Origin of the sequence: Marinobacter sp., from assembly GCF_033722735.1 — a bacterium.
In the GTDB taxonomy this organism is placed as follows: domain Bacteria; phylum Pseudomonadota; class Gammaproteobacteria; order Pseudomonadales; family Oleiphilaceae; genus Marinobacter.
In genome coordinates, this window is the sequence record NZ_JAWVYN010000019.1 from 1 (window position 1) to 23,335 (window position 23,335).

Below are 23,335 nucleotides of genomic sequence, written 5' to 3' on the forward strand. Positions count from 1 at the left end.
AGTCACAATCCTGAGCTCTACCAACTGAGCTACGTCCACCACATTCTGAGGTACTGCTATCACTTTGCTGCATCGCGATGGTTCGCCTGCCAACCCGACCGAGGAGCTATGATGGCACGCCCGGCAGGATTTGAACCTGCGACCCACGGCTTAGAAGGCCGTTGCTCTATCCAACTGAGCTACGGGCGCTTAACCTTTCGCCCACTTGAATATTCAGTTCGGGAATGGTCGGGGTAGAGAGATTCGAACTCCCGACATCCTGCTCCCAAAGCAGGCGCGCTACCAGACTGCGCTATACCCCGATCTGCCTGAACAACAAGTGCCTCAGCAAAGTTGGCGCGCATATTACCCGCGGATCTCCGCCCCGTCAACAACGATTTGGAAATTTCCCGGCAAAACAACGCAGGAAGCACCCCGGCAGGTCCGCGCGCCTCTGCTATTCTATCACCACCCCGCGAACGCCGCCTCTGTCTTTAATTCGCCTCCCCCGCATTGGAGTCGGGGCCGAAGCATGAGACAATGCGGCGTTTTTAACCGCTGGACCGAATAGACATCGAAATGACCGCGAAACTGATCAACGGAAAAGAAATTTCAGCCCGCGTCCGCCAGGAAGTCGCCGCCGGCGTGGAAGCCCGGAAACAGCAGGGGCTGAGAGCGCCCGGACTGGCCGTGGTGCTGGTCGGTAACGACCCTGCCTCCCAGGTCTATGTGGGCAACAAGCGCAAGGCCTGTGACCAGGCCGGCATTGTCTCCCTGTCCTACGACCTGCCCGCCGACACCTCCCAGGACTCCCTGGAAGCGCTGATTGACGAGCTGAACGAGAACCCGGCGGTGGATGGCATCCTGGTCCAGCTACCACTGCCGGAGCACCTGGACGCCGACCCGATCCTGGTGAAGATCCGCCCGGACAAAGACGTCGATGGCTTCCACCCCTACAACCTCGGCCGCCTGGTGCAGCGCCGGCCGGAACTGAGGCCCTGCACTCCCGCCGGCATCATCACCCTGCTGGACAGCGTCGGCACCCCCTACAAGGGCCAGCACGCGGTTATTGTGGGCGCCTCCAACATTGTCGGCCGGCCAATGGCCATGGAACTGCTCCTCAAGGGCGCCACCACCACCGTCGCCCACCGGTTCACCGATGACCTCGCCAAGTTCGTGGGCGAGGCGGACATCCTCATCGCAGCCGCCGGCAAACCCGGGCTGGTCAAGGGTGAATGGATCAAGCCCGGCGCCACCGTGATCGACGTGGGCATCAACCGCATGGAAGACGGCAAGCTGAAAGGCGACGTGGAGTTTGAAGCGGCCGCCGAACGCGCTGCCTACATTACGCCGGTGCCCGGCGGTGTCGGCCCCATGACCATCGCCACCCTGCTGCAGAACACCCTGTACGCGGCCAACGAGCTGCACAGGGACTGATCCCCGGGACCACCCCCCTTACTTCGCCCATCAACCAGCCGGGCAATAAAAAACCCCGCACTCAGGCGGGGTTTTTTATGCGCTTTGGCTTACTGACCGTACTTGGCTTTCGCCTTCAGACGGTAAGCGTGCAGAAGCGGCTCGGTGTAGCCATTCGGCTGCTCGCGACCTTTCAGCACCAAGTCAACGGCTGCCTGGAATGCCACGCTGTCGTCGAAGTCCGGGGCCATGCTGCGGTAGGCCGGATCATTGGCATTCTGACGGTCTACCACGGCGGCCATGCGCTTCATGGTTTCCATCACCTGCTCTTCGGTGCAGATGCCATGGTACAGCCAGTTGCAGATGTGCTGGGAAGAGATCCGCAGGGTTGCACGGTCTTCCATCAGGCCCACGTCGTTGATGTCAGGCACCTTGGAACAGCCCACACCCTGGTCAATCCAGCGCACCACGTAACCGAGGATACCCTGGGCGTTGTTGTCCAGCTCCTGCTGGATCTCATCGGCAGACAGGGAGCTCGGATCGTCCATCAGCGGCACGGTCAGGATGTCTTCCAGCTTGGCGCGCTCACGGCTCTCCAGCTGCTGCTGCACTTCCGCCACGTTCACCTGATGGTAGTGCAGCGCGTGCAGGGTTGCGGCGGTCGGGGACGGAACCCACGCGGTGTTGGCGCCAGCCTTCGGATGACCGATTTTGGCCACCATCATGTCGGCCATGTTGTCGGGAATCGGCCACATGCCCTTACCGATCTGGGCCACACCGCGGAACCCGGTTTCCAGACCAATGTCCACGTTCCAGTTTTCGTACGCCTGAATCCAGGTTGCCTGCTTCATCGGCCCCTTGCGGATGATCGGACCCAGGTCCATGGAGGTGTGGATCTCGTCGCCGGTGCGGTCGAGGAAGCCGGTGTTGATGAACACGGCGCGGTCCTTGGCAGCGTTGATGCACGCCTTGAGGTTCACGGTGGTACGACGCTCTTCGTCCATGATGCCGACCTTCAGGGTGAAGCGCGGCAGGGACAGGGCGTCTTCGACGCGGCCGAAGAATTCGTTGGTGAACGCCACTTCTTCCGGGCCGTGCATCTTCGGCTTAACGATGTAGACCGAGCCCTTGGTGCTGTTCTGGAACTTGCCCAGACCCTTCAGGTCGTGGATGGCGATCAGCGAGGTGACCAGGCCGTCCATCAGGCCTTCGGGAATCTCGCCGCCGTCTTTCAGCAGGATGGCGTTGTTGGTCATCAGGTGACCCACGTTGCGCACGAACATCAGGCTGCGGCCCTTCAGGCTCAGCTCGCCACCGTCCGGCGCGGTGTAAACGCGGTCCGCGTTCATCTTACGGGTCACCTGCTGGCCGCCCTTCTCGAAGCTCTCCTGCAGGTCGCCCTTCATCAGGCCCAGCCAGTTGCGGTAGACCACGGTCTTGTCGTCCGCGTCCACGGCGGCAACGGAGTCTTCGCAGTCCATGATGGTGGTCAGTGCGGACTCCATCAGCACGTCTTTGACGTGGGCACCGTCGTCCTTGCCGATCGGGTGGGAGGCGTCGATCTGGATCTCGAAGTGCATGCCGTTCTTGACCAGCAGGATGCCGGTTGGCGCATCGGCGGCACCGGTGTAGCCAACGAAGCCGGCTTCGTCTTTCAGGCCAGTGCTTTCGCCGTTCTGCAGCTTGACCACCAACTTGCCGCCTTCAACCAGGTACTTGGCAGCGTCCTTGTGGGAGCCGGACGCCAGCGGTGCGGACGCGTCCAGCACGTCGCGGGCGTAGGCGATGACCTTGGCGCCACGAATCGGGTTGTAACCGCGGCCCTTCTCGGCACCGTCTTCCTCGGACAGCACGTCGGTACCGTACAGGGCGTCGTACAGGCTGCCCCAGCGGGCGTTGGCGGCGTTCAGGGCAAAACGCGCGTTCATCACCGGCACAACCAGCTGCGGGCCGGCCATGGTGGCAATTTCCGGATCAACGTTGGCGGTGTCGATCTTGAAATCCGCCGGCTCGTCGACCAGGTAGCCGATCTCTTTCAGGAACGCCTTGTACTCGTCCATGTTGATGGACTGACCCTTGTGGTCCTTGTTCCAGGCGTCCATTTTCTCCTGGATTGCATCCCGCTTGGCGAGCAGCTCCTTGTTGCGGGGCGCCAGCTCGTGGACGATGGAGTCAAATTCTGCCCAGAATTTGTCTGCATCGACGCCAGTGCCCGGAATCGCTTCATTGTTCACGAAATCGAACAGGTTCTTTGCGACCTGCAGGCCGCCGACTTGCACGCGTTCTGTCATCGTTGTTTGCCTCAGTGGTTTGCTGTATTCCCTGGTCGCCGGAACGCTTGGACTCGGCGACCCTGCCCTCCAGACCGGCGGACCGGTTCTGGGGCAACCCGTATTTTGAGCGCGGTAGTGTACGTTAAATCCCGTACAAATTCATGCCCGCGCTGTACTGCCCCGGCTCAGGCCCGACGCCAGCTGGTGCCTTCCCGGGAATCGTCCAGAATGATGCCTTTTTCCAGGAGTTCGTCGCGGATCCGGTCCGCTTCGGCGAAATCCCGGTTCTTTCGCGCGTCCGCCCGCGCCTGGATCATTGCCTCGATGGCCTCCGCGGTGAGATCGCTGCCGGTATCCGCCTGGAAGAAGGCCTCCGGGTCCTGCTGCACCAGACCCAGGATTTTGCCCAGGCGGACCAGGACCGCCGCGCTGTCACGGGCCGCCTGGTCATCGCCGTCCCGGCGATGCTGGTTGATTTCCGCGGCGACGGCATGCAACACAGCGATCGCGCCGGCGGTGTTGAAGTCATCGTCCATGGCCTCCTGGAACCGGCGATCATGGTCGGTGTCCGGCACGTCCTTGGAGGGCACCAGGCCACGCAGGGCGTGGTACAGCTTGGTCAGGCTGCGACCGGCCTCGGCCAGGTTATCCTCCGAATAGTCCACCTGGCTGCGGTAGTGACTGGACACCAGGAAGTAGCGCACCACCTCGGCCGGGTACTTTTCCAGGATCTCGCGGATGGTGAAGAAGTTGCCCAGGGACTTGGACATCTTCTCCTTGTTCACCCGGATCGCGCCGGCGTGCATCCAGGTGCGGGCGAATTCCTGTCCGGTGGCCGCCTCGGATTGGGCGATCTCGTTCTCGTGGTGGGGGAACATCAGGTCCGGGCCACCACCGTGGATATCGAAGGTGTCCCCCAGGCAGCAGGTGGACATGGCGGAGCACTCGATGTGCCAGCCGGGTCGACCATCGCCCCAGGGCGAAGGCCAGCTCACCTCCCCTTCCTTCGCCGCCTTCCACAGGGCGAAGTCTGCGGGGCTGCGCTTGGCTTCCTCCACGTCAACACGGGCGCCGGCCAACAGGTCTTCCAGTTTCTTCTTGGAGAGCTTGCCGTAGCCCTCGAAGGAATCCACGGCAAAATAGACGTCGCCGTTGTCCGCCACGTAGGCGTGATCCTTGCTGATCAGGGTCCGGATCATCGCCAGGATGTCGTCGATGTGGGCCGTGGCCTGGGGCTCTTCGGTCGGCGGCAGCACCCCGAGCTGGGCCTCGTCCTCGTGCATGGCCTGGATCATCCGGGTGGTGAGATCGGTGAAGGCCTCGCCGTTCTCGTCCGCCCGCCGGAGGATCTTGTCGTCGATGTCGGTGATGTTGCGCACGTAATGCACATCGAACCCCCGGTGACGCAGGTAACGGGTGATGACATCGAAGGCCACCAGCACCCGGGCATGGCCCAGGTGGCAGTAGTCGTACACCGTCATCCCACACACGTACATCCGCACCTTGCCGGGCTCGATGGACTGGAACTCTTCCTTTTGCTGGGACAGCGTGTTGTAGATTCGAATCACAATACGGGCCTTTGGAGCTATCAGGATTTGGCTTTGGCCCAGGAATCCCTGAGCGTGACGGTGCGGTTAAAGATCAGGCGGCCAGACTCCGGCGACGGCTGATCCAGGAAGAAGTAGCCTTCCCGCTCAAACTGGTACGGCAGATCGGTCCGTGGCTGGGCCAGGCTCTTCTCCACCCGGGCACCGGTGAGGGTGGTCAGCGACTCCGGGTTCAGGTGATCGATAAAGTCCCCTTCCTTGTCGCTGTCCGGCGATTCGTGGTTGAACAGACGGTCATAGAGGTTGATATCCGCCTCCACGCTGTCCGTCGCCGACACCCAGTGAATGACCCCCTTGGGCTTGTAGCCTTCCGGGTTCACACCGAGCGTGTTGGGGTCGTATTCGCACTTGAGCTCCACGACGTTGCCGGCGTCGTCCTTCACCACCTCGCGGCAGGTCATCACGTAGCCACCCCGCAGGCGTACCGCCGAATCCGGTGCCAGGCGCTTCCACTTGCGCGGGGGCTCCTCGGCAAAATCTTCCCGGTCGATGTACAGGGTGCGGGTCCAGGGCACTTCCCGGGTGCCCATGGCCTCGTTTTGCGGGTGCACCGGCAGGGTCAGGGTTTCAGTCTGGCCTTCGGGGTAGTTGGTCAGGGTCACCTTCAGCGGGCGCATCACGCACATGGCGCGCGGCGCCCGGGCGTTGAGGTCCTCGCGGATGGCGAACTCCAGCATGCCCATGTCCACGGTACCGCCGGCCTTGTTGACACCGATCATGTCGCAGAAGTTGCGGATCGACTCCGGCGTGTAGCCGCGGCGGCGCATCCCGGAAATGGTCGGCATGCGCGGATCGTTCCAGCCATCCACATATCCATCGTCCACCAGGCGCTTGAGCTTGCGCTTGCTGGTGATGGTGTAGTTCAGGTTGAGGCGGGCGAACTCGGTCTGGTACGGCCGCGCCGGCGGGGTGATATTCTCCAGCACCCAATCGTACAGCGGGCGGTGATCCTCGAACTCCAGGGTGCACAGGGAATGGGTGATCCCTTCCATGGCGTCGGAAATCGGGTGGGTGAAGTCGTACATCGGGTAGATGCACCATTTGTTGCCGGTCTGGTGATGCTCGGCACGACGGATCCGGTACAGAATCGGGTCCCGCAGGTTCATGTTGGGGGAGGCCATGTCGATCTTCGCCCGCAGCACCAGCTCGCCGTCGGCAAACTTGCCCTCGCGCATCTCACTGAACAGCGTCAGGTTTTCCTCGACGGGACGGTCCCGGTCGGGGCTGTTTTTGCCGGGCTCTTTCAGGGTGCCCCGATATTCCGCCATCTGGTCCGCACTCAGGGAGCAGACGTAGGCCTTGCCCTTCTCGATCAGCTCGATCGCAAAATCGTAGATGGCGTCAAAATAGTCCGAAGCGTAACGAATGTCGCCGGCCCACTCATATCCCAGCCAGTGAACGTCCTCTCGAATGGCGTCGATGTATTCCTGGGATTCCTTCTCCGGGTTGGTGTCGTCAAACCGCAGGTTGCACTCACCGCCAAAGGTCTCGGCAATGCCGAAGTTCAGGCAGATGGACTTGGCGTGCCCCACGTGCAGGTAGCCGTTGGGCTCCGGCGGAAAACGGGTGACCACCTTGCCGGTGTGCTTGCCACTGCTGATTTCGTCCCGGATCATGCTTTCAATAAAGTTGTGGGCTTTCTTGGAATCGGCGCTCATACGATCTCAATTAAGTGGAACAGTGATTTAAAGGACGCATTATACGCATTCGGTGCGGCTGAATAACCCCATCGAAAGAGCGGTTCCTCACTTTCGCTTATGCACAGCCAGCAACTCTTACGTACAATAGACCCTTTGCGATAACTTTTGGCCCCGGCCACTGACGATTTTTCAACCTGAACAGGACCCCCCTAATGATTCTGCTGAAAACCAATCACGGCGATATCAAGATCGAACTGGACTACGACAAGGCCCCGGAAACCGCCAAAAACTTCGAACAGTATGTTCGTGACGGCTTCTACGACGGCACGATCTTCCATCGCGTGATCGGCAACTTCATGATCCAGGGTGGTGGCTTCGAGCCAGGCATGCAGCCCCGCAAGACCCGCGAGCCCATCAAGAACGAAGCCAACAACGGCCTCAGCAACATGACCGGCACCGTCGCCATGGCCCGTACCATGGACCCGCACTCCGCCACCGCCCAGTTCTTCATCAACGTGCAGGACAACGGCTTTCTCGACCACACTGCCGAAACCGCCGAAGGCTGGGGCTACTGCGTGTTCGGCAAGGTGGTTGAAGGAATGGACACGGTCAACGCCATCCGTGCCGTGCGCACCACCATGCGCGCCGGTCACCAGGACGTGCCGTCCGACGACGTGGTGATCGAGAAGGCGGAAGTCCTGGAGGACGGAGGCGCGGCGTGACCACGCTGTTCATCTCCGACCTGCACCTGGAAGAGGCCCGCCCGGACATCACCCGGGCGTTCCTGCAATTCCTCAGCGACAAGGCCAGGGGCGTCGAGCGGCTCTACATCCTCGGGGACTTCTTCGAGGCCTGGATTGGTGACGACGAGCACACGCCGCTGCAGGAGGAAATCGCCGCCGCGCTCCGGGAACTGAGCGACGAAGGCACCGAGCTGTTCCTGATGCACGGCAACCGGGATTTCCTCATCGGGGAGGACTTTTGCGGGCGCATTGGCGCCACCATGCTGGAAGACCCCACCGTGGTGGACCTCTACGGCACCCCTACCCTGCTAATGCACGGCGACAGCCTGTGCACGGCGGATGTGGAATACCAGAAGTTCCGCACCACCATGCGCAACCGGCAGTGGCAGGAAATGTTCCTGAAGCGCCCCCTGGCTGATCGACAGACCACCGCCCGCCAGCTGCGGGAAATCAGCATGGCCAAGAACAAGGGCAAGGAACAGACCATCATGGATGTGACCCCGGAAGAGGTGGTCAAGGTGATGGAGGAGCACGGGGTACAGCGCCTGATCCATGGGCACACCCACCGTCCGGCCACCCACGATCTGGAAGCCAACGGCAAAACGGCCCAGCGCATCGTGCTGGGAGACTGGGACAGAAACGTCTGGTGGATCGAAGCCTCAGCGGATCAACCGCCAACCCTCAAGCAGGAACCCCTGCAGTAATCGCTGCCTTTTCGCTGCCGGGGCCGGTTTGCCCCGGCAGCGCTCACTTGAGTTTAGCCGCCAGTTGTTTGTCCATCTGGCGGAACAGCGGCTGGGTCAGCCGGGTTACCGGCCCAGGCATGGCCGCCAGAGCCAGGCTGCCCAACGTGCCCATCGAACTCCCCACCCGTGCATCGCGGGTCTCGATGGCCCGCACAATCCAGCCCGCCGCCTTGTCCACATTCATCATCGGCATGTGCCGGTAGATGCTGGTGCGATTGGACATCGGCGTTCGCACCATCGGGAAGTGCACCACGCTCACCGCAATGCCCTGATCCGACAGTTCCGCCAACATCGACCGGGAAAAGGATTCCAGCGCCGACTTGCTCGCCAGATAGGCGGAGAACAGGGGAATCGGCACCTGGCTGGACAGGGTGGAGATGTTGACCACCTGCCCCTCGCCCTGCTCCAGCATGCGCGGCAGCAGTTTCAGAGTCAGCCCAACCGCCGCCAGGTAGTTGATATTGATGGTGCGCTGATAGTCATGCAATCGATCCAGCGCCTCGATAATCGGGCGACGGATGGAGTGAGCGGCGTTGTTAACCAGCACATCGACACGGCCATGCTCATCCAGGATGCAGTCGACACAATCGGACAACGACGCTTCGTTCGTCAGATCCGCCGGGTAGGCCCAGGCCGCGCCGCCAGCGCTATTGATCTCATCCCTGACCCGGTTCAGTTCGTCCGCTCGCCGGGCGACCAGACAGATCCGGGCGCCGGCGGCGGCCAACTGCTTACCGGCAGCCTCGCCGATGCCACTGGAGGCCCCGGTAATGACAATGGTCTTACCCCTTACATCAGCGCCCATACTCGATCCTTTCATTAATTGGTGATCGAATCATACTAGCGCTGTCGGCCGGGCAAGTCCCTCCCCGGGCCAAGTTCGGCCTCCTGGGCCAAGCAACCTTGGCGATACCCCTAAGGCCCTCTGCGCCGTATACGATTGACGTTCCAGTTCATCAAATGCCGCAGGACATAACGGAACAGAAACCGACGAAACCCGCGCAGGTTGCTACCGTACAGCCTGTAGAAGTCGTCCGGTTGCTCGAACACCCCGAAGTCGTCGGCGATGCCCTCCTTCTGAATGTAAGTATTGCCACCGGTCCAGTCATTGTCCGGCCTGCTCAAGCAGGGTGTCGCGATGCCATAACCGCTAAACCTCTCACACTGGCCGGCGAACCTGGCCTGAACCTTCTCCAGGTAGGGCCGGTCAATGATAAAGCCCTCAGTCTCCAGCCAGCTGCCGTCCAGGTACACCTCAACCCAACTGTGGATGATGCGGTTCGGCGCAAACGGGAACAGGTAGCCAGGAATGGCCCCTTTCTGCAGCTCGTTGTAGATGGTGAAACCGTGGAATCGGGTTGGAATCCCCACCGCCCTGAGCAACGCCATCAACAATGTTCCCTTGGTATTGCATTGGCCATAACCATCCTCGAGGACCTGGCTGGCAGACAGCGTGTCATCCTTGTTATAGCCAAAGGCGATTTGATCCCGCACGTACAGGTAGATCGCCTTGGCCGCATCAGCCGGGACAAGCTTTCGCCACCCCATTTGATCGACCAATTGCTGGATACGCCCGTGATGGAAATCCAGCATGGGCGTGGATTGAAGGTAGGTCTGGGCAAGACTGGTCATGGCACGCTCTCCTGTTCTGATACAGCCAGAATAGGGAAACCGGAAGCGCATGACTTGAATAAAGTAGCTATCTCTCCATGACCGCCAAGGCCTGACGAATCGACATCCCGAAATTGCTCCGGAATGTTCGGCTCAAATGGGCATTATCGGAGAAGCCAGCAGTATGGGCGGCGTCGGTAGCGTTGCCACCATGGCGGAGTACATTCACCGCGCACAGCAAACGCCGCCACAGCAGATAGGGGCGCCAGGCGATCCCCATTTCCTGACGAAACAGATGCAGGAACCGGCTTTCGGACAGGGCCAGCGATTTGGCGACTTCAGAGGCACGCCAGCTCGCCGGTTTAATGCATTCGGATTGAAAGCAATCGTCCAGGGACCCGAGCAACCTGGCAATGCGGGAATCCATCTGCTCCCGAGACTGCCAATGGGCCCAGAACCCACAGGCGCCAGGAATCCCGATCGCACGCCACAGCGGAGCCAGCCCTTCTGCGTTCAGCCCACTCTCCAGCAGAGCCGGGGAAGGACGACAGGGGCGCAGGGCGGGTTCACTTACCACCCAACGCACCGGCTGCCCCGCAAGAAACGCCTGTAAGGCTTCCCCCAGGTCCGACCGCGGTTCCACCAGCAGCAATATTCCCGATGGCATGGACAAACGGTGGGGCTGTCCCGACGCCACCACCGCCAGCCCATCCGCGACCTGACCCTCAACTTCCAGCTCACTGGCGCAGGCAGGCCAGACCACCTGAATGCCGTAATGGTGGTGCGCTTCTGCATCGATGGCCATGCCTGCCACCGCAACCAATCCCGGGAATATTTGAACCGTCGTTTGGCCTGGGCCTGCCATTGCGTGTCCAGAATGAAAAATTCAGTTGGTTCGGGGCTCCAGTGGACCTCGGGCCACGGAGCAGTACCGAATAAAAGCCTAGGAAATTATACCCATTCGGGTACATGTTATCCGCCATGGTCTCGCTCGCTCTCGCCCCCAGCTCCGATCGACCTGAGGTAGGCCAACATGGCAGACGTCACGGTTTCCGGTTGCTCCAGAGTGGAGAGATGACCCGCCTCGGCGATGATCAGCAGAGAACTGTCGGGAATCCCCGTGGCCAACTGCTCGGCACACCGGGGTGGCAGCGGCTCGTCTCTCTCCCCCACCATCACCAGCGCAGGCACCCGAATGTCAGCCAGTTGACCGACCACCGAGTCCCGGCGCTTCAAAGCCTCCGCTCCGCGCAAAGCAGTCTCCAGCGGCACTGCGGCAAATCGGTCGCGCCAAGCCTGAACCATTGTTGCGCGATGCTTGCGGCTGTGGCCACAAAAAAACATTTGGGCAATGACTGGCGCCAGCCTGACAACCCCAACACGCCTGGCCAACGCCGTCATGACCAGGTTCTTGGCCCTGTTGGGCCAGGTCTCAGCACCGGCATGAGTGTCCAGCAGGATCAGTCCGGCAACCCGGTCAGGATTCCTGAGTGCAGCCCTGATGGCCACCATACCGCCGATGGACAGGCCCGCCCAGATCGCCTTGTTCACCTGCAAGTGATCGAGAACCGCCAGCACATCGTCCACCAGATCGTACAGGTCAAATGCGCCGTCCACCGGGCCCGACTGGCCGTGCCCGCGGAGGTCCACGTTAATAACCCGATGGTGTGCCGATAGCGCCTCAATCTGCGGCTCCCACATTGCGCCGGAACACAGGAAGCTGTGCCCCAGCACGATGGCCGGGCCCTGCCCGGTGACCTCAAAGTACAGCCGCTGGGATCCTCGATCGATGGTCGGCACCTTGGGCTCCCCCGCCTCTCATTGGTGGCAACGCCCGGTTGCACACAGTCATTCCCGTTTTACTGAATCACTATAGTGACTAAACCTCCACCCCGCCCACGGGATCAACGCCAGGCCAATAAAAATGCCCCCCGGTACGGCCGTCCCGGGGGGCTTGCTTTTACGTCCAATCGGACGGGGTGAGGAGGCTTATTGCTCCACAAAGGCCCGTTCGATGACGAAGTGACCCAGGTCACCATGCCGGGCCTCATGGAAGCCCTTCGCGTTCAGGATGGAACAGGTGTCCTTGAGCATGCTCGGGCTGCCGCAGATCATGAAGCGGTCGCGTTCCGGGTCGAGGTCCGGCAGGCCGAGGTCCCGGGTCAGCTTGCCATTCTCCATGGCGTCGGTCAGCCGGCCCTGGTTGCGGAACTCTTCCCGGGTCACCGTCGGGTAATACAGCAACTTGCCCTGCACCATCTCGCCGAAGAACTCGTTGTTGGGCAGATCGGTGATCTCATTCTGGTACGCCAGCTCGCTTACGTAACGTACGCCGTGGGTGAGGATGACCTTGTCGAAGGCCTCGTACACTTCCGGGTCCTTGATAATGCTCATGAACGGCGCCAGCCCGGTGCCAGTGGAGATCAACCACAGATTCCTGCCCGGCAGCAGGTTGTCGAGGATCAGGGTTCCGGTAGGTTTGCGGCTCACCAGAATCTCATCACCTACCTGAATCTTTTGCAGGCGGGATGTCAGCGGGCCATCCTGTACCTTGATGGAGAAGAATTCCAGTTCCTCCTCATAGTTGGCGCTGGCAATGCTGTAGGCGCGCATCAGTGGCTTGCCGTCGGTCTCCAGGCCGATCATGACGAAATGGCCGTTCTTGAAGCGGAAGCCTGGATCCCTGCTGGTCTTGAAGCTGAACAAGGTATCGTTCCAGTGATGGACACTGGTGACGGTTTCTTTCATCAAGTTGCTCATCGTCTCGCCCGTATAAGTCAGTGGTTGTCAGATCATCATTGCAACCATACTAACCCAGGGTTAACCTATCGATGAAATGGGATATTTTCATAACCTTATTCGGATATATCGATTATGAGATACAGTTTCCGCCAGCTGGAGGTTTTCCTGGCCGCTGCGCATTTCCAAAACATCACCAAGGCTGCGGAATCGTTGTCCATGTCCCAGTCCGCCGCCAGCAGCGCCCTCAAGGAACTGGAAAGTCAATTCGACATCCAGCTGTTCGACCGAGTCGGAAAACGGCTGCAGCTCAATGAACTGGGGCGACTCTATCGTCCCAAGGTGGAATCGCTGCTGGCCCAGGCCGGTGAACTGGAACAGGCCCTGGCCAAGCATACCGAAGTGGGCGCCCTGAAGGTCGGCGCCACCCTCACCATCGGTAACTACCTGGCGGTGGGCATCATGGCCCAGTACATGAAGTCGGAGACCCAGCCCCGGGTGTCGCTGGAGGTGGCCAATACCCGCACCATCGCCCAACGGGTCATCGATTTTGAGCTGGACATCGGGTTGATCGAAGGCGAGCTGCAGTCGCCGGAGCTGGAGGTGATTCCCTGGCTGGCGGACGAACTGGTGGTGTTCTGCTCCCCCAATCACCCCCTGGCCAGCAAAGGCCGTCTCACCGATGACGACCTGAAAGCGGCCACCTGGATCATGCGGGAGCCCGGCTCCGGCACCCGCCAGACGGTCGAACGAGGCATGCACGGCATCCTGCCGGACCTCGAGATCCTGCTGGAACTCGAGCATACCGAGGCCATCAAACGCGCCGTGGAAACCGGTCTCGGTATTGGCTGCCTGTCCCGGGTGTGTCTGGCAGACGCCTTCCGCCGGGGCAACCTGGTGCCCCTGGAAGTGCCCGAGTACCGCCGCTTCGACCGCCAGTTCTACTTCATCCTGCACAAGCAGAAGTACCGCAGCGCCGGCATTGATCGCTGGATGGCGCTGTGTCGGGAGCTGGAAGCCGAAGGCTCGACAACCCTCAGTCGCTGACCGGCCCGCTATGGAACCGGAACTCGGTGTCAGGTTCCTCGATCAGTCTCTGCTCAATCGCCAGGAAGGCGGCCACCCGGCCATCAATGGATTCGCCGGCGGCCTGCTCCGCCAGGGTCAGGTAGTCCCGGTAATGACGCGCCTCGGATTTCAACAGGCTGTTATAGAACTCCGCCAGCCTGTCGTCCAAGTGAGGTGCCAGTGCGGCAAAGCGCTCACAGGAACGGGCCTCGATGATGGCGCCGACGATCAGCACATCCACCAGCCGCCCCGGGTCCTCGCTCCGCACCGCCTGGCGCAGGCCGGCGGCGTAACGGGCCGGGGTCAGGTGGTCGTAGATCACACCCCGCTTCTTCATGATCGCCAGCACCTGTTCGAAATGCCGCAGTTCCTCCCGCGCCAGCCGCGACATCTTGTTGAGCAGGTCGGGGTTGTCCACGTAGCGGTACATCAGGCTCAACGCGGTGGACGCAGCCTTCTTCTCGCAATGGGCGTGATCGATCAGCATCAGGTCCTGGTTGGCCAGGGCGTTCTCGATCCAGCGCTGCGGCGTGCGACAGGGCAGAAAACTGTGAATGGCGTCAAGGGCGGCAGTCATGGGCGCAGAATCACCGTTAAAAATGCGTGGGCGCGGGATTATACACGATTGACAAATCCCGTCCGACCACCGTCCATCTTAACTTTCAGCCTGGATTCCTATAGAATGCAGCGCCAGTTAGGGAGCCTCTGCGTGGCTCCCGAAGCGTTTCCGCGAGTCCTGAAGCATGCAGATGCCAGCCGCAGATCTATGCTTGAGGGCTTGCCCGCTTGGGCGTTCAGAGCCTGGGGCGCTCCCGTAGCGGCTCCAAGGCTCCAAAGGCCTTTTCGCCATAAAACTTCCGCCAGGCAAAGACGCCGTAGGTGCGGGACATTCCAACTGATGAGGGTCCATATCGTGTTAGAAGCCTATCGTGAACACGTTGCAGAACGCGCGGCTCTGGGCATTCCCCCCAAGCCCCTGAATGCTGAGCAGACCGCTGCTCTGGTTGAGCTGCTGAAGAATCCGCCGGCCGGTGAAGAGGAAACTCTGGTAAACCTGCTGGAAAACCGCATCCCGCCGGGCGTTGACGAAGCTGCATACGTTAAGGCTGCCTTCCTGACCGCCATCGTCAAGGACGAAGCCTCTTCCCCGCTGGTTGATAAAGCAAAAGCCGTCAAGCTGCTGGGCATGATGCAGGGTGGCTACAACATCGCCACTCTGGTCGAGCTGCTGGACAACGCCGAGCTGGCCGAGCTGGCCGGCGAACAGCTGAAGAAAACCCTGCTGATGTTCGATGCCTTCAACGACGTGAAGGAAAAGATGGACGCCGGCAACGCCGTCGCCAAGAGCGTCATGGAATCCTGGGCCAACGCCGAGTGGTTCACCAACAAGAAGAAGGTGCCCGAGAGCATCAAGATGATCGTGTTCAAGGTGACTGGCGAGACCAACACCGACGACCTGTCTCCGGCTCCGGATGCCTGGTCCCGTCCGGACATCCCGCTGCACGCCCGCGCCATGTACAAGATGGAACGCGATGGCCTGAAGCCGGAAGAGCCCGGCGTGACTGGCCCGATCAAGCAGATCGAGGAAATCCAGTCCAAGGGTCTGCCGGTCGCCTTCGTGGGTGACGTGGTCGGTACCGGCTCTTCCCGTAAGTCCGGCACAAACTCCGTGCTGTGGTACTTCGGTGAGGACATCCCGGGCGTTCCCAACAAGCGCGCCGGCGGTGTCTGTATCGGTAACAAGGTTGCCCCGATCTTCTTCAACACCATGGAAGACGCCGGCGCCCTGGTCTTCGAGGCTCCCGTCGACAACATGAACATGGGCGACGTCATCGAGATCCGCCCGTACGAAGGCAAGATCCTGAACGAAGCCGGCGACGTGATCTCCGAGTTCAAGTTCAAGTCCGACGTGATCCTGGACGAAGTCCAGGCCGGCGGCCGTATCCCGCTGATCATCGGTCGCGGCCTGACCAACAAGGCCCGCGAAGTGCTGGGTCTGGGCGCCACCGACACCTTCCGTCTGCCGGTGGATCCGGAAGCCGGCACCAAGGGCTTCACCCTGGCCCAGAAGATGGTCGGTAAGGCCTGCGGCCTGGAAGAAGGCAAAGGCGTTCGCCCGGGCACTTACTGCGAGCCCAAGATGACCACCGTTGGCTCCCAGGACACCACCGGCCCGATGACTCGGGACGAGCTGAAAGACCTGGCCTGCCTGGGCTTCCAGTCGGACCTGGTGATGCAGTCCTTCTGTCACACCGCGGCCTATCCGAAGCCGGTTGACGTTGAAATGCAGCACACCATGCCGGACTTCATCCAGACCCGTGGCGGTGTCGCCCTGCGTCCGGGTGACGGCATCATCCACTCCTGGCTGAACCGCATGCTGCTACCGGACACCGTGGGTACCGGTGGTGACTCCCACACCCGCTTCCCGATGGGCATCTCCTTCCCGGCCGGCTCCGGTCTGGTGGCCTTCGCCGCCGCGACTGGCGTTATGCCGCTGGACATGCCGGAATCTGTGCTGGTTCGCTTCAAGGGCGAGATGCAGCCGGGCATCACCCTGCGTGACCTGGTACACGCCATCCCGCTGTACGGCATCAAGCAGGGCATGCTGACTGTTGAGAAGAAGGGCAAGATCAACGAATTCTCCGGCCGCATCCTGGAGATCGAAGGTCTGGAGCACCTGACCGTGGAGCAGGCGTTCGAGCTGTCCGACGCCTCTGCCGAGCGTTCCGCCGCCGGTTGTACCATCAACCTGTCCGAAGACTCCGTAGCCGAGTACCTGCGCTCCAACATCACCATGCTGCGCTGGATGATTGCCGAAGGTTACGGCGATCCGCGCACCCTGGAGCGTCGCGCCCAGCAGATGGAAGAGTGGCTGGCCGATCCGAAGCTGATGCGGGCCGACAAAGACGCCGAGTACGCCCACGTCATCGAGATCGACCTGGCCGACATCAAGGAGCCGATCGTGTGCTGCCCGAACGATCCGGACGACGCCAAGTTCCTGTCCGAAGTGGCCGGCGACAAGGTGGACGAAGTGTTCATCGGTTCCTGCATGACCAACATCGGTCACTTCCGTGCCGCCGGCAAGCTGCTGGAACAGCACAAGGGCCCGCTGAGCACCCGCCTGTGGATGTCTCCGCCCACCAAGATGGACCAGGCCCAGCTGATGGAAGAAGGTTACTTCAATACTTACGGCACCGCCGGTGTGCGCACCGAGATGCCGGGCTGCTCCCTGTGCATGGGGAACCAGGCACGTGTAGCGCCGAAGTCCACTGTGCTGTCCACCTCCACCCGGAACTTCCCGAACCGCCTGGGTGATGGCGCCAACGTGTACCTGACCTCTGCCGAGCTGGCGGCGGTTGGCGCGGTTCTCGGCAAGCTGCCGAGCCCTGCGGAGTACATGGAGTACGCCAAGGACCTCAACAGCATGTCTGGCGAGATCTACAAGTATCTCAACTTCGACCAGATGGAGGACTACACCAGCAAGGCCGCCGAAGCCAGCGCAAGCTGAGTTTCCGGCCCGACCGGTTAGTCAACGAAAAACGCCAGCCTCAGGGCTGGCGTTTTTTATGGTCAAAAGAAAAGTGCCCCGAAGGACACCTTTCTCGCTGCACGGAATCAAGCAGCCTGGATCAGGACCCCATCGCCCGATCGAAGCCGTCCTGGACTTCCTTCTCCGGCTCGCCGCCGGCCAGGGACACCACGATGATGGCAATGGTGGCCAGGATGAAACCGGGGATGATCTCGTAGAGGTCCAGGATGCCGCCGGACAGGTTGCCCCAGATCACCACCGTGGCACCGCCCACCACGATACCGGCAACCGCGCCGGCACGGGTCATGCGCTTCCAGTACAGCGACAGGATCAGCGCGGGACCAAAGGCGGCACCGAACCCGGCCCAGGCGTAGGAGACCAGCTCCAGCACCTTGCTGTCCGGGTCGAACGCCAGGATGCAGGCAATGATCGCAATGCCGACCACGGCCAGGCGCCCTACCCAGACCAGCTCACCCTGGGAAGCCTCACGGCGGAACAGGGCCTTGTAGAAATCCTCGGCCAGCGCGGAAGAAGACACCAGCAACTGGGAGTCGGCGGTACTCATGATGGCCGCCAGGATCGCCGCCAGCAGCACACCGGCAATGACCGGATGGAACAGCGCGTCCACCAGCAGGATGAAGGAACGCTCGCCATCGTCCAGCGGCGTCTCGAAGTAGCCAATCGCGGCGAAGCCCACCAGCATGGCGCCTAACAGGCCCAGCCCGCTCCAGATCACCGCGATGCGGCGGGCTGCCGGAATGTCCTGCTCACTGCGAATCGCCTTGAAACGGGCCAGAATGTGCGGCTGGCCGAAGTAACCGAGCCCCCACCCCAGCAGGGAGAGAATCGCAATCGCGCCCAACGCCTTGCCGTCGCTCCCGGTCAGGGCATTCAGGAATTCCGGGTTCTTCAGCTCCATCGCGGCTTCGGTCGCACCCCAGCCTCCATCAGCATTGATCGCAATGATCGGCACCAGCAGCAGGGCAGCGAACATCAGCAGGCCCTGGATCACATCCGTCCAGGCCACCGCCAGGAAACCACCGAAGAAGGTGTACGACACCACTGCCACGGTGCCGATAATCACCGCCGTGGAATACTCCAGGCCGAAAACGGTCTCAAACAGCTTGCCGCCGGCAACCAGGCCGGAACTGGTATAGAACAGGAAGAACAGCAGGATGAAGAAGGCCGACACGACCCGCAGAATCCGCGACGTATCGTGAAAACGGTTCTCGAAGAAAGACGGCAGGGTCAGCGAATCCCCCGCGGCCAACGAATAGGTTCGCAGACGGCGAGCCACAAACAGCCAGTTGAGCCAGGTACCCGCCAGCAGGCCGACAGCGATCCAGATCGCCTCGTAACCCGCCGCATAGGCGTAGCCCGGCAGACCGAGCAGCAGCCAGCCACTCATGTCGGAGGCACCCGCACTCAGGGCGGATGGCAAGGGGCCGAGGCTACGGCCACCCAGAATGTAGTCGGACAGGTTGGAGGTGCGGCGATAGGCCACATAACCAATCCCGAGCATAAGCAGAATGTAAACGACAAAGGTCAAACTGACCCCCAAGTTGCCTTCAATCATAAGAACTTACTCCCAGTGCGCTGTTGTCGCTAATTGTTATGGGTTTGGGGTACCAGATTCATGCCGCCAACCTCCGGCTGACGCCAGGAGGCCTGTGCCATCAAATCTTTTCGATACCGAGTGAAAGTAATGACGCGTTGCCTCCAACCGCCGTCGTGTTGATGCAGCGAGCCCGTTCCGTGGCGAACCGCAGCAGATAGTGGGGCCCCCCCGCCTTGGGTCCGGTGCCGGAAAGGCCTCGTCCGCCAAAAGGCTGGACGCCGACCACCGCACCAATCTGGTTGCGGTTGATGTAGCTGTTGCCCACCTTGACCCGACGCTCGATATAAGCGGCGGTGCTCTCGCTCCGACTGTGAATGCCCAACGTCAGGCCATAACCCGCGCCGTTGATCTCGTCGATCACTTTGTCCAGATCTTCCGCGGCATATCGCACCACGTGCAGGATCGGGCCAAAGTTCTCCTTGCTCAGTTGCCGGATGCTGTCGATGCCGTAGGCCGACGGCGGGATGAAGAACCCGGCCTGACAGGACGGCGGCATCGGCGACCGGGCAATGTAGCGCCCGGTTTTCTCCAGGTGCGCCAGGTGCTGTTGCAACCCCTGCTGGGCCTCCTCGTCGATAACCGGGCCAACGTCCGTGCTATGCAGGGCCGGGTCCCCCACCGACAGCATCTGCATGGCGCCGGCCAACAGCTCCTCCATCCGGTCGGCCACGTCTTTCTGGAGGTAGAGCACCCGCAAGGCGGAGCAACGCTGGCCGGCACTGGCGAAGGCGGAATGCAGGACATCCCGCACCACCTGTTCCGGCAGAGCGCTGCTGTCGACGATCATCGCGTTCTGACCGCCGGTTTCAGCAATCAGCGGCACGATGGCCCCCTCACGCTGTGCCAGGGTCCGGTTGAGGATATGCGCGGTTTGGGTGGAGCCGGTGAAGGCCACACCGGCTATGCGCGGATCCGGCGTCAGGGCACCACCGATGGTGGCGCCGTCTCCCGGCAGCAGTTGGATCACGTCGGCGGGGAAGCCGGCTTCGAGCATCAGTTCAACCGCCCGGTGCGCCACCAAACTGGTCTGTTCCGCCGGCTTGGCGATCACCGCGTTGCCGGCCACCAGCGCCGCCATGATCTGGCCGCTGAAAATGGCCAGCGGGAAATTCCAGGGGCTGATGCACAGGAAGACACCCCGGCCCTCCATGTAAAGCTCGTTGCTTTCCCCGGTGGGTCCGGGCAAGGCGATGGGCTGGCCGAAACGGGCACGTCCCTGGAGCGCGTAATACCGGCAGAAATCCACCGCCTCACGGACCTCATCGATGCCGTCCTGCATGGTCTTGCCCGCTTCCCGGCAGCAGATCGCCATCAGCTCTTCCATGTTGGCTTCCAGGCAATCGGCATAACGCTCCAGACACCGGGCCCGCTCCTCCACCGGCCGCTCACACCAGTGCCGAAAGCCCTTGTCGGCCACCGCCAAAGCCTCCGTGGCGTGCTGCTCACCGGCCCAGTCCACCACACCCACCAGCTGGGTCTGATCGTGGGGAGAACGCACTTCCCTGCGATCGCCATCGCGACGCTGTTCGCCGCCGATGATCGGACCAGCCTCCCAACTGACGTTGGCCCACTTGCCAAGCTCGCTCAACAAGGGCTGGAGATCGGCTTCAACCTGGAGGTTCAGGCCCCTGGAATTCTTTCTGTTGTTGCCATAGATGTCCCCGGGCAATGGGATGCGATCATTGGGCAGCGACTCATACTTGAGCAGCTCCTGCACCGGGTTGCGTACCAGGTCCTCGATGGGGGTGGCGGCATCCACCAGCCGGTGCACGAAGGAGGAGTTGGCGCCGTTCTCCAGCAGCCGGCGAACCAGGTATGGCAGAAGGTCCTTATGGGCCCCCACCGGGGCATAGATCCGCACCGGATAATCGTACTGCTCCAGCACGGTGTTATAGAGGGCGTCGCCCATGCCGTGCAGACGCTGGAACTCGATCTTGCGGTCCCTGCTCTTGCACATGGCCAGCACCGACGCCACCGTGTGGGCATTGTGACTGGCCAGTTGCGGGTACAGGGCCCCCTTGGTGTAGTCGCTCAGCAGGAAGCGCAGGCAGGCCAGGTAGGACGTATCGGTGGCCTCCTTGCGGGTAAAGACCGGATACCCCGCCAGCCCCAATTGCTGGCAGATCTTGATTTCGGTATCCCAGTAGGCGCCCTTGACCAGACGGACCGGGATCTCGTCGCCCTGCTCTTTCGCCAGCTTGGTCATCCAGCACAACACCGGTAACGCCCGCTTGGAATAGGCCTGGACCACCAGACCAAAGCCGCCCCACCCCTGACAGACAGTCGAGCCATAGAGCTTCTCGAACAGCTTGAGGGACAGCTCCAGCCGATCCATTTCTTCGGCGTCGATGGTGATGTCCACGTTCTTCTGTCGAGCCAGCTTAAGTAGCCCCACCACGGTGTCATAAAGCTCGGTGAGCACCTTGTGTTCCTGGGCCACTTCGTAACGGGGGTGAAGCGCAGACAGCTTGATGGAAATCGACGGAGCGGGGACTTGGCCGCGGGGAAAGCTGTCATCGCCGACGGCCTCAATGGCTTGCACGTAGTCCGCCAGGTAACGTGCCGCGTCTTCCCGGGTCATGGCCGCTTCACCCAGCATGTCGAAGGAGTAGGTGTAGCCCTTGCCGCGGTACTCCCGGGCGTTTTTCAGCGCCTCCTGAATATCACGGCCCAGGACGAACTGCTTGCCCATGATGCCCATGGCCCGGTACATGGCGCTGCGGATCACCGGCTCGCCACTGCGCTTGACCAACCGCTTCCAGATATTGGAGGGCGAGCCGTCCAGCCGCTTGTCCATCTTGACCACCCGACCGGTGAGCAGTAGCCCCCAGGTGGATGCGTTTACCAGCGTGGATTCGCTGCGACCAACGTGTTTCTGCCAGTCGGCCACCGACATCTTGTCTTCAATCAGCGCGTCGGCGGTGTGCTTGTCCGGAATCCGCATCAATGCCTCGGCCAGGCACATCAGCAGGATGCCTTCCTGGGTATCCAGGCTGTACTCCTGCAGCAGGGCGTCCACCATATGGACCGAGTCGTCCTGCTCGCGCACCTGTTGGATGAGCCGGGTAGCGGTATCGGTCACCTCGCGGTACTCGGCCGCATCGCTCTGGGCGAGAGGAATCAGTTCGTTGAGGTAAGCGGTTTCGTCAACGGCGTAGTTATCGGTGATGCCTTGCCAGAAAAGCGATCTGGGCTGTTCCTGAAAGGCAGGTTCGAGCACCTTGCTTGCGTTGAACATGGGACACCTCTGAAGCTTTAATGTTGCGGCCATGTTGATCACATTCCGGCCGACAACGACATTGTCATTGTTCGCTATGAGGGTCAGGTAAATCGCGTTGTTCCGTCAGACGCCCTGACATTGTTCAGCTGATCTGTAAAGGTAGTCGGGTTTTCTGGCCAAGGCTTATAAAAGGCTACGGTTTTGTTGCAAATTCCTCCGATAATTTCAAAAAGGTGCTAAATTTCCCCCGAGCCCCCCTCCGATCGCAGTTGCGAAGGAATGATGCCGCGATGCTTCCGAAGCGCATTGGTCAGGGCACTCTGGCTGGAAAACCCGGTGCGGTAACCGACTTCGGACACCGATAACGAGGTCGACGTGAGCAACTGCACGGCCTGCTCCAGGCGGATCTGAATCAGATACTGGTAGGGGGACACACCGGTCAGACTGCGGAAAATCTCGTGGAATCGGCTGACGCTCAGGCAGGCCACATTGGCCATGTCCTCCACCGTGACCTTCCGGTGCAGGTTTTCCATCACATAGCGCCGAATGGTATCGGGACTCAAGCTGGCCCGGTTTCGCACCGGACGCTCAGACTGGCTGGAGACCCGGTTGGCCAGACAGTGCAGGATGCCTGTGGACAGGTGCCGCCTGAGGCCTTCGTTGTCTGGCATACGATCGAACTCGCTGGCACAGAACTGAACCAGGCCCTGAAGCTTGTTGTCCAGGTTGACGGTGCGCGGACGTTCGAAGAGCGGCGCCAGCTGTTCATAATCGCGGTGTTCGGGGGCGTTCAGGGCGGGAATATAGGGGTCGAGATTGATGACCAGCACATGATTCTGCCGGTCTCCCCGGTAATCGTGCCTGACTTCGGTGGGCAGCAGACAGGCGCTCCAGGTATCGAGACGCGCATCACGCCCCTCTACGCTCAATTCCGCTTGCCCACGAACCCCGATGACCAACTGGTGGTAGTCATGACGATGCTGATGGGCAGCTTCCGGAAGCTTTAGCAGATGCGCGTTCAACATGGCACTGTGTCTGACCGAAATTTCAGGAAAACCAGGAACCTGTTTTCATTAAAGCAAAAGATCACGGACGGTGCACAAAACAACCAGTCACACCGGGTCCGTGCCGGGGCCATCCACCGGT

General features: G+C 61.3%; 17 protein-coding genes and 2 tRNA genes. 5 read left to right on the forward strand and 14 right to left on the reverse strand.

The genetic code is table 11. From position 1 onward, the window contains the following. Nucleotides 1-112: 112 nt before the first annotated feature. Both R3175_RS13690 and R3175_RS13695 read right to left on the reverse strand, forming a co-directional pair. Nucleotides 113-189 (reverse strand) — tRNA-Arg (locus R3175_RS13690). 36 nt (nt 190-225) lie between these two features. Further along, nucleotides 226-302: transfer RNA gene (locus R3175_RS13695), tRNA-Pro, on the reverse strand. A 256-nt stretch (nt 303-558) separates the two neighbouring features. On the opposite strand from R3175_RS13695, the gene folD reads away from it, so the two are divergent. After that, nucleotides 559-1,416 (forward strand): bifunctional methylenetetrahydrofolate dehydrogenase/methenyltetrahydrofolate cyclohydrolase FolD, encoded by an 858-nt coding sequence (folD, locus tag R3175_RS13700; protein ID WP_318944883.1) that lies wholly within the window; start codon nt 559-561, stop codon nt 1,414-1,416. 89 nt (nt 1,417-1,505) lie between these two features. Here folD and R3175_RS13705 read toward each other — a convergent pair whose 3' ends face one another. The 3 genes from R3175_RS13705 to R3175_RS13715 form a co-directional block, all read right to left on the reverse strand. Beyond that, on the reverse strand, nt 1,506-3,686 hold the full coding sequence (locus R3175_RS13705; protein ID WP_318944884.1) for a malate synthase G: 2,181 nt from the start codon (nt 3,684-3,686) through the stop codon (nt 1,506-1,508). A gap of 167 nt (nt 3,687-3,853) precedes the next feature. Next, nucleotides 3,854-5,239 carry a cysteine--tRNA ligase gene (gene cysS, locus R3175_RS13710; RefSeq protein WP_318944948.1) on the reverse strand — a complete coding sequence of 462 codons (1,386 nt, stop codon included), beginning with the start codon at nt 5,237-5,239 and terminating at the stop codon, nt 3,854-3,856. A gap of 17 nt (nt 5,240-5,256) precedes the next feature. Continuing rightward, nucleotides 5,257-6,933 carry a glutamine--tRNA ligase/YqeY domain fusion protein gene (locus R3175_RS13715; RefSeq protein ID WP_318944885.1) on the reverse strand — a complete coding sequence of 559 codons (1,677 nt, stop codon included), beginning with the start codon at nt 6,931-6,933 and terminating at the stop codon, nt 5,257-5,259. A 194-nt stretch (nt 6,934-7,127) separates the two neighbouring features. On the opposite strand from R3175_RS13715, the gene R3175_RS13720 reads away from it, so the two are divergent. Then, complete coding sequence (locus R3175_RS13720; RefSeq protein ID WP_318944886.1) at nt 7,128-7,637, forward strand: peptidylprolyl isomerase; 510 nt, start codon at nt 7,128-7,130, stop codon at nt 7,635-7,637. Beyond that, nucleotides 7,634-8,362 carry a UDP-2,3-diacylglucosamine diphosphatase gene (locus tag R3175_RS13725; RefSeq protein ID WP_318944887.1) on the forward strand — a complete coding sequence of 243 codons (729 nt, stop codon included), beginning with the start codon at nt 7,634-7,636 and terminating at the stop codon, nt 8,360-8,362. The genes R3175_RS13720 and R3175_RS13725 overlap by 4 nt, the downstream gene beginning before the upstream one ends. Before the next feature lie 43 nt (nt 8,363-8,405). Here R3175_RS13725 and R3175_RS13730 read toward each other — a convergent pair whose 3' ends face one another. From R3175_RS13730 to R3175_RS13750, 5 genes are all read right to left on the reverse strand, one after another. Beyond that, on the reverse strand, nt 8,406-9,209 hold the full coding sequence (locus R3175_RS13730) for an SDR family NAD(P)-dependent oxidoreductase (protein ID WP_318944888.1): 804 nt from the start codon (nt 9,207-9,209) through the stop codon (nt 8,406-8,408). Nucleotides 9,210-9,319: 110 nt separating this feature from the next. After that, a complete protein-coding gene (locus R3175_RS13735; protein ID WP_318944889.1) occupies nt 9,320-10,036 on the reverse strand; it encodes a transglutaminase-like domain-containing protein in 717 nt (238 codons plus the stop codon). A 67-nt stretch (nt 10,037-10,103) separates the two neighbouring features. Then, entirely contained in the window at nt 10,104-10,820 is a 717-nt protein-coding gene (locus R3175_RS13740; protein ID WP_318944890.1) for a helix-turn-helix transcriptional regulator, read from the reverse strand. 167 nt (nt 10,821-10,987) lie between these two features. Further along, the gene (locus R3175_RS13745; protein ID WP_318944891.1) at nt 10,988-11,815 is read right to left on the reverse strand and encodes an alpha/beta fold hydrolase; all 828 of its coding nucleotides are present in this window, start codon (nt 11,813-11,815) and stop codon (nt 10,988-10,990) included. 189 nt (nt 11,816-12,004) lie between these two features. Continuing rightward, complete coding sequence (locus R3175_RS13750) at nt 12,005-12,775, reverse strand: ferredoxin--NADP reductase (RefSeq protein WP_318944892.1); 771 nt, start codon at nt 12,773-12,775, stop codon at nt 12,005-12,007. A gap of 114 nt (nt 12,776-12,889) precedes the next feature. On the opposite strand from R3175_RS13750, the gene R3175_RS13755 reads away from it, so the two are divergent. Beyond that, the gene (locus tag R3175_RS13755) at nt 12,890-13,801 is read left to right on the forward strand and encodes a LysR family transcriptional regulator (RefSeq protein ID WP_318944893.1); all 912 of its coding nucleotides are present in this window, start codon (nt 12,890-12,892) and stop codon (nt 13,799-13,801) included. Here R3175_RS13755 and R3175_RS13760 read toward each other — a convergent pair. Next, a complete protein-coding gene (locus R3175_RS13760) occupies nt 13,791-14,399 on the reverse strand; it encodes a tRNA-(ms[2]io[6]A)-hydroxylase (RefSeq protein WP_318944894.1) in 609 nt (202 codons plus the stop codon). The genes R3175_RS13755 and R3175_RS13760 overlap by 11 nt on opposite strands. A 336-nt stretch (nt 14,400-14,735) precedes the next feature. Between R3175_RS13760 and R3175_RS13765 the strand changes: the two genes are divergently transcribed. Next, nucleotides 14,736-17,330, forward strand: coding sequence for a bifunctional aconitate hydratase 2/2-methylisocitrate dehydratase (locus R3175_RS13765; protein ID WP_318944895.1), 2,595 nt, complete (start codon nt 14,736-14,738; stop codon nt 17,328-17,330). A 121-nt stretch (nt 17,331-17,451) separates the two neighbouring features. Here R3175_RS13765 and putP read toward each other — a convergent pair whose 3' ends face one another. From putP to R3175_RS13780, 3 genes are all read right to left on the reverse strand, one after another. Then, nucleotides 17,452-18,924, reverse strand: coding sequence for a sodium/proline symporter PutP (gene putP, locus R3175_RS13770; RefSeq protein ID WP_413231776.1), 1,473 nt, complete (start codon nt 18,922-18,924; stop codon nt 17,452-17,454). Nucleotides 18,925-19,027: 103 nt separating this feature from the next. Next, the gene (gene putA / locus R3175_RS13775; RefSeq protein WP_318944897.1) at nt 19,028-22,207 is read right to left on the reverse strand and encodes a bifunctional proline dehydrogenase/L-glutamate gamma-semialdehyde dehydrogenase PutA; all 3,180 of its coding nucleotides are present in this window, start codon (nt 22,205-22,207) and stop codon (nt 19,028-19,030) included. A gap of 218 nt (nt 22,208-22,425) precedes the next feature. Continuing rightward, nucleotides 22,426-23,214 (reverse strand): AraC family transcriptional regulator, encoded by a 789-nt coding sequence (locus tag R3175_RS13780; RefSeq protein WP_318944898.1) that lies wholly within the window; start codon nt 23,212-23,214, stop codon nt 22,426-22,428. Between the last annotated feature and the right edge of the window lie 121 nt (nt 23,215-23,335).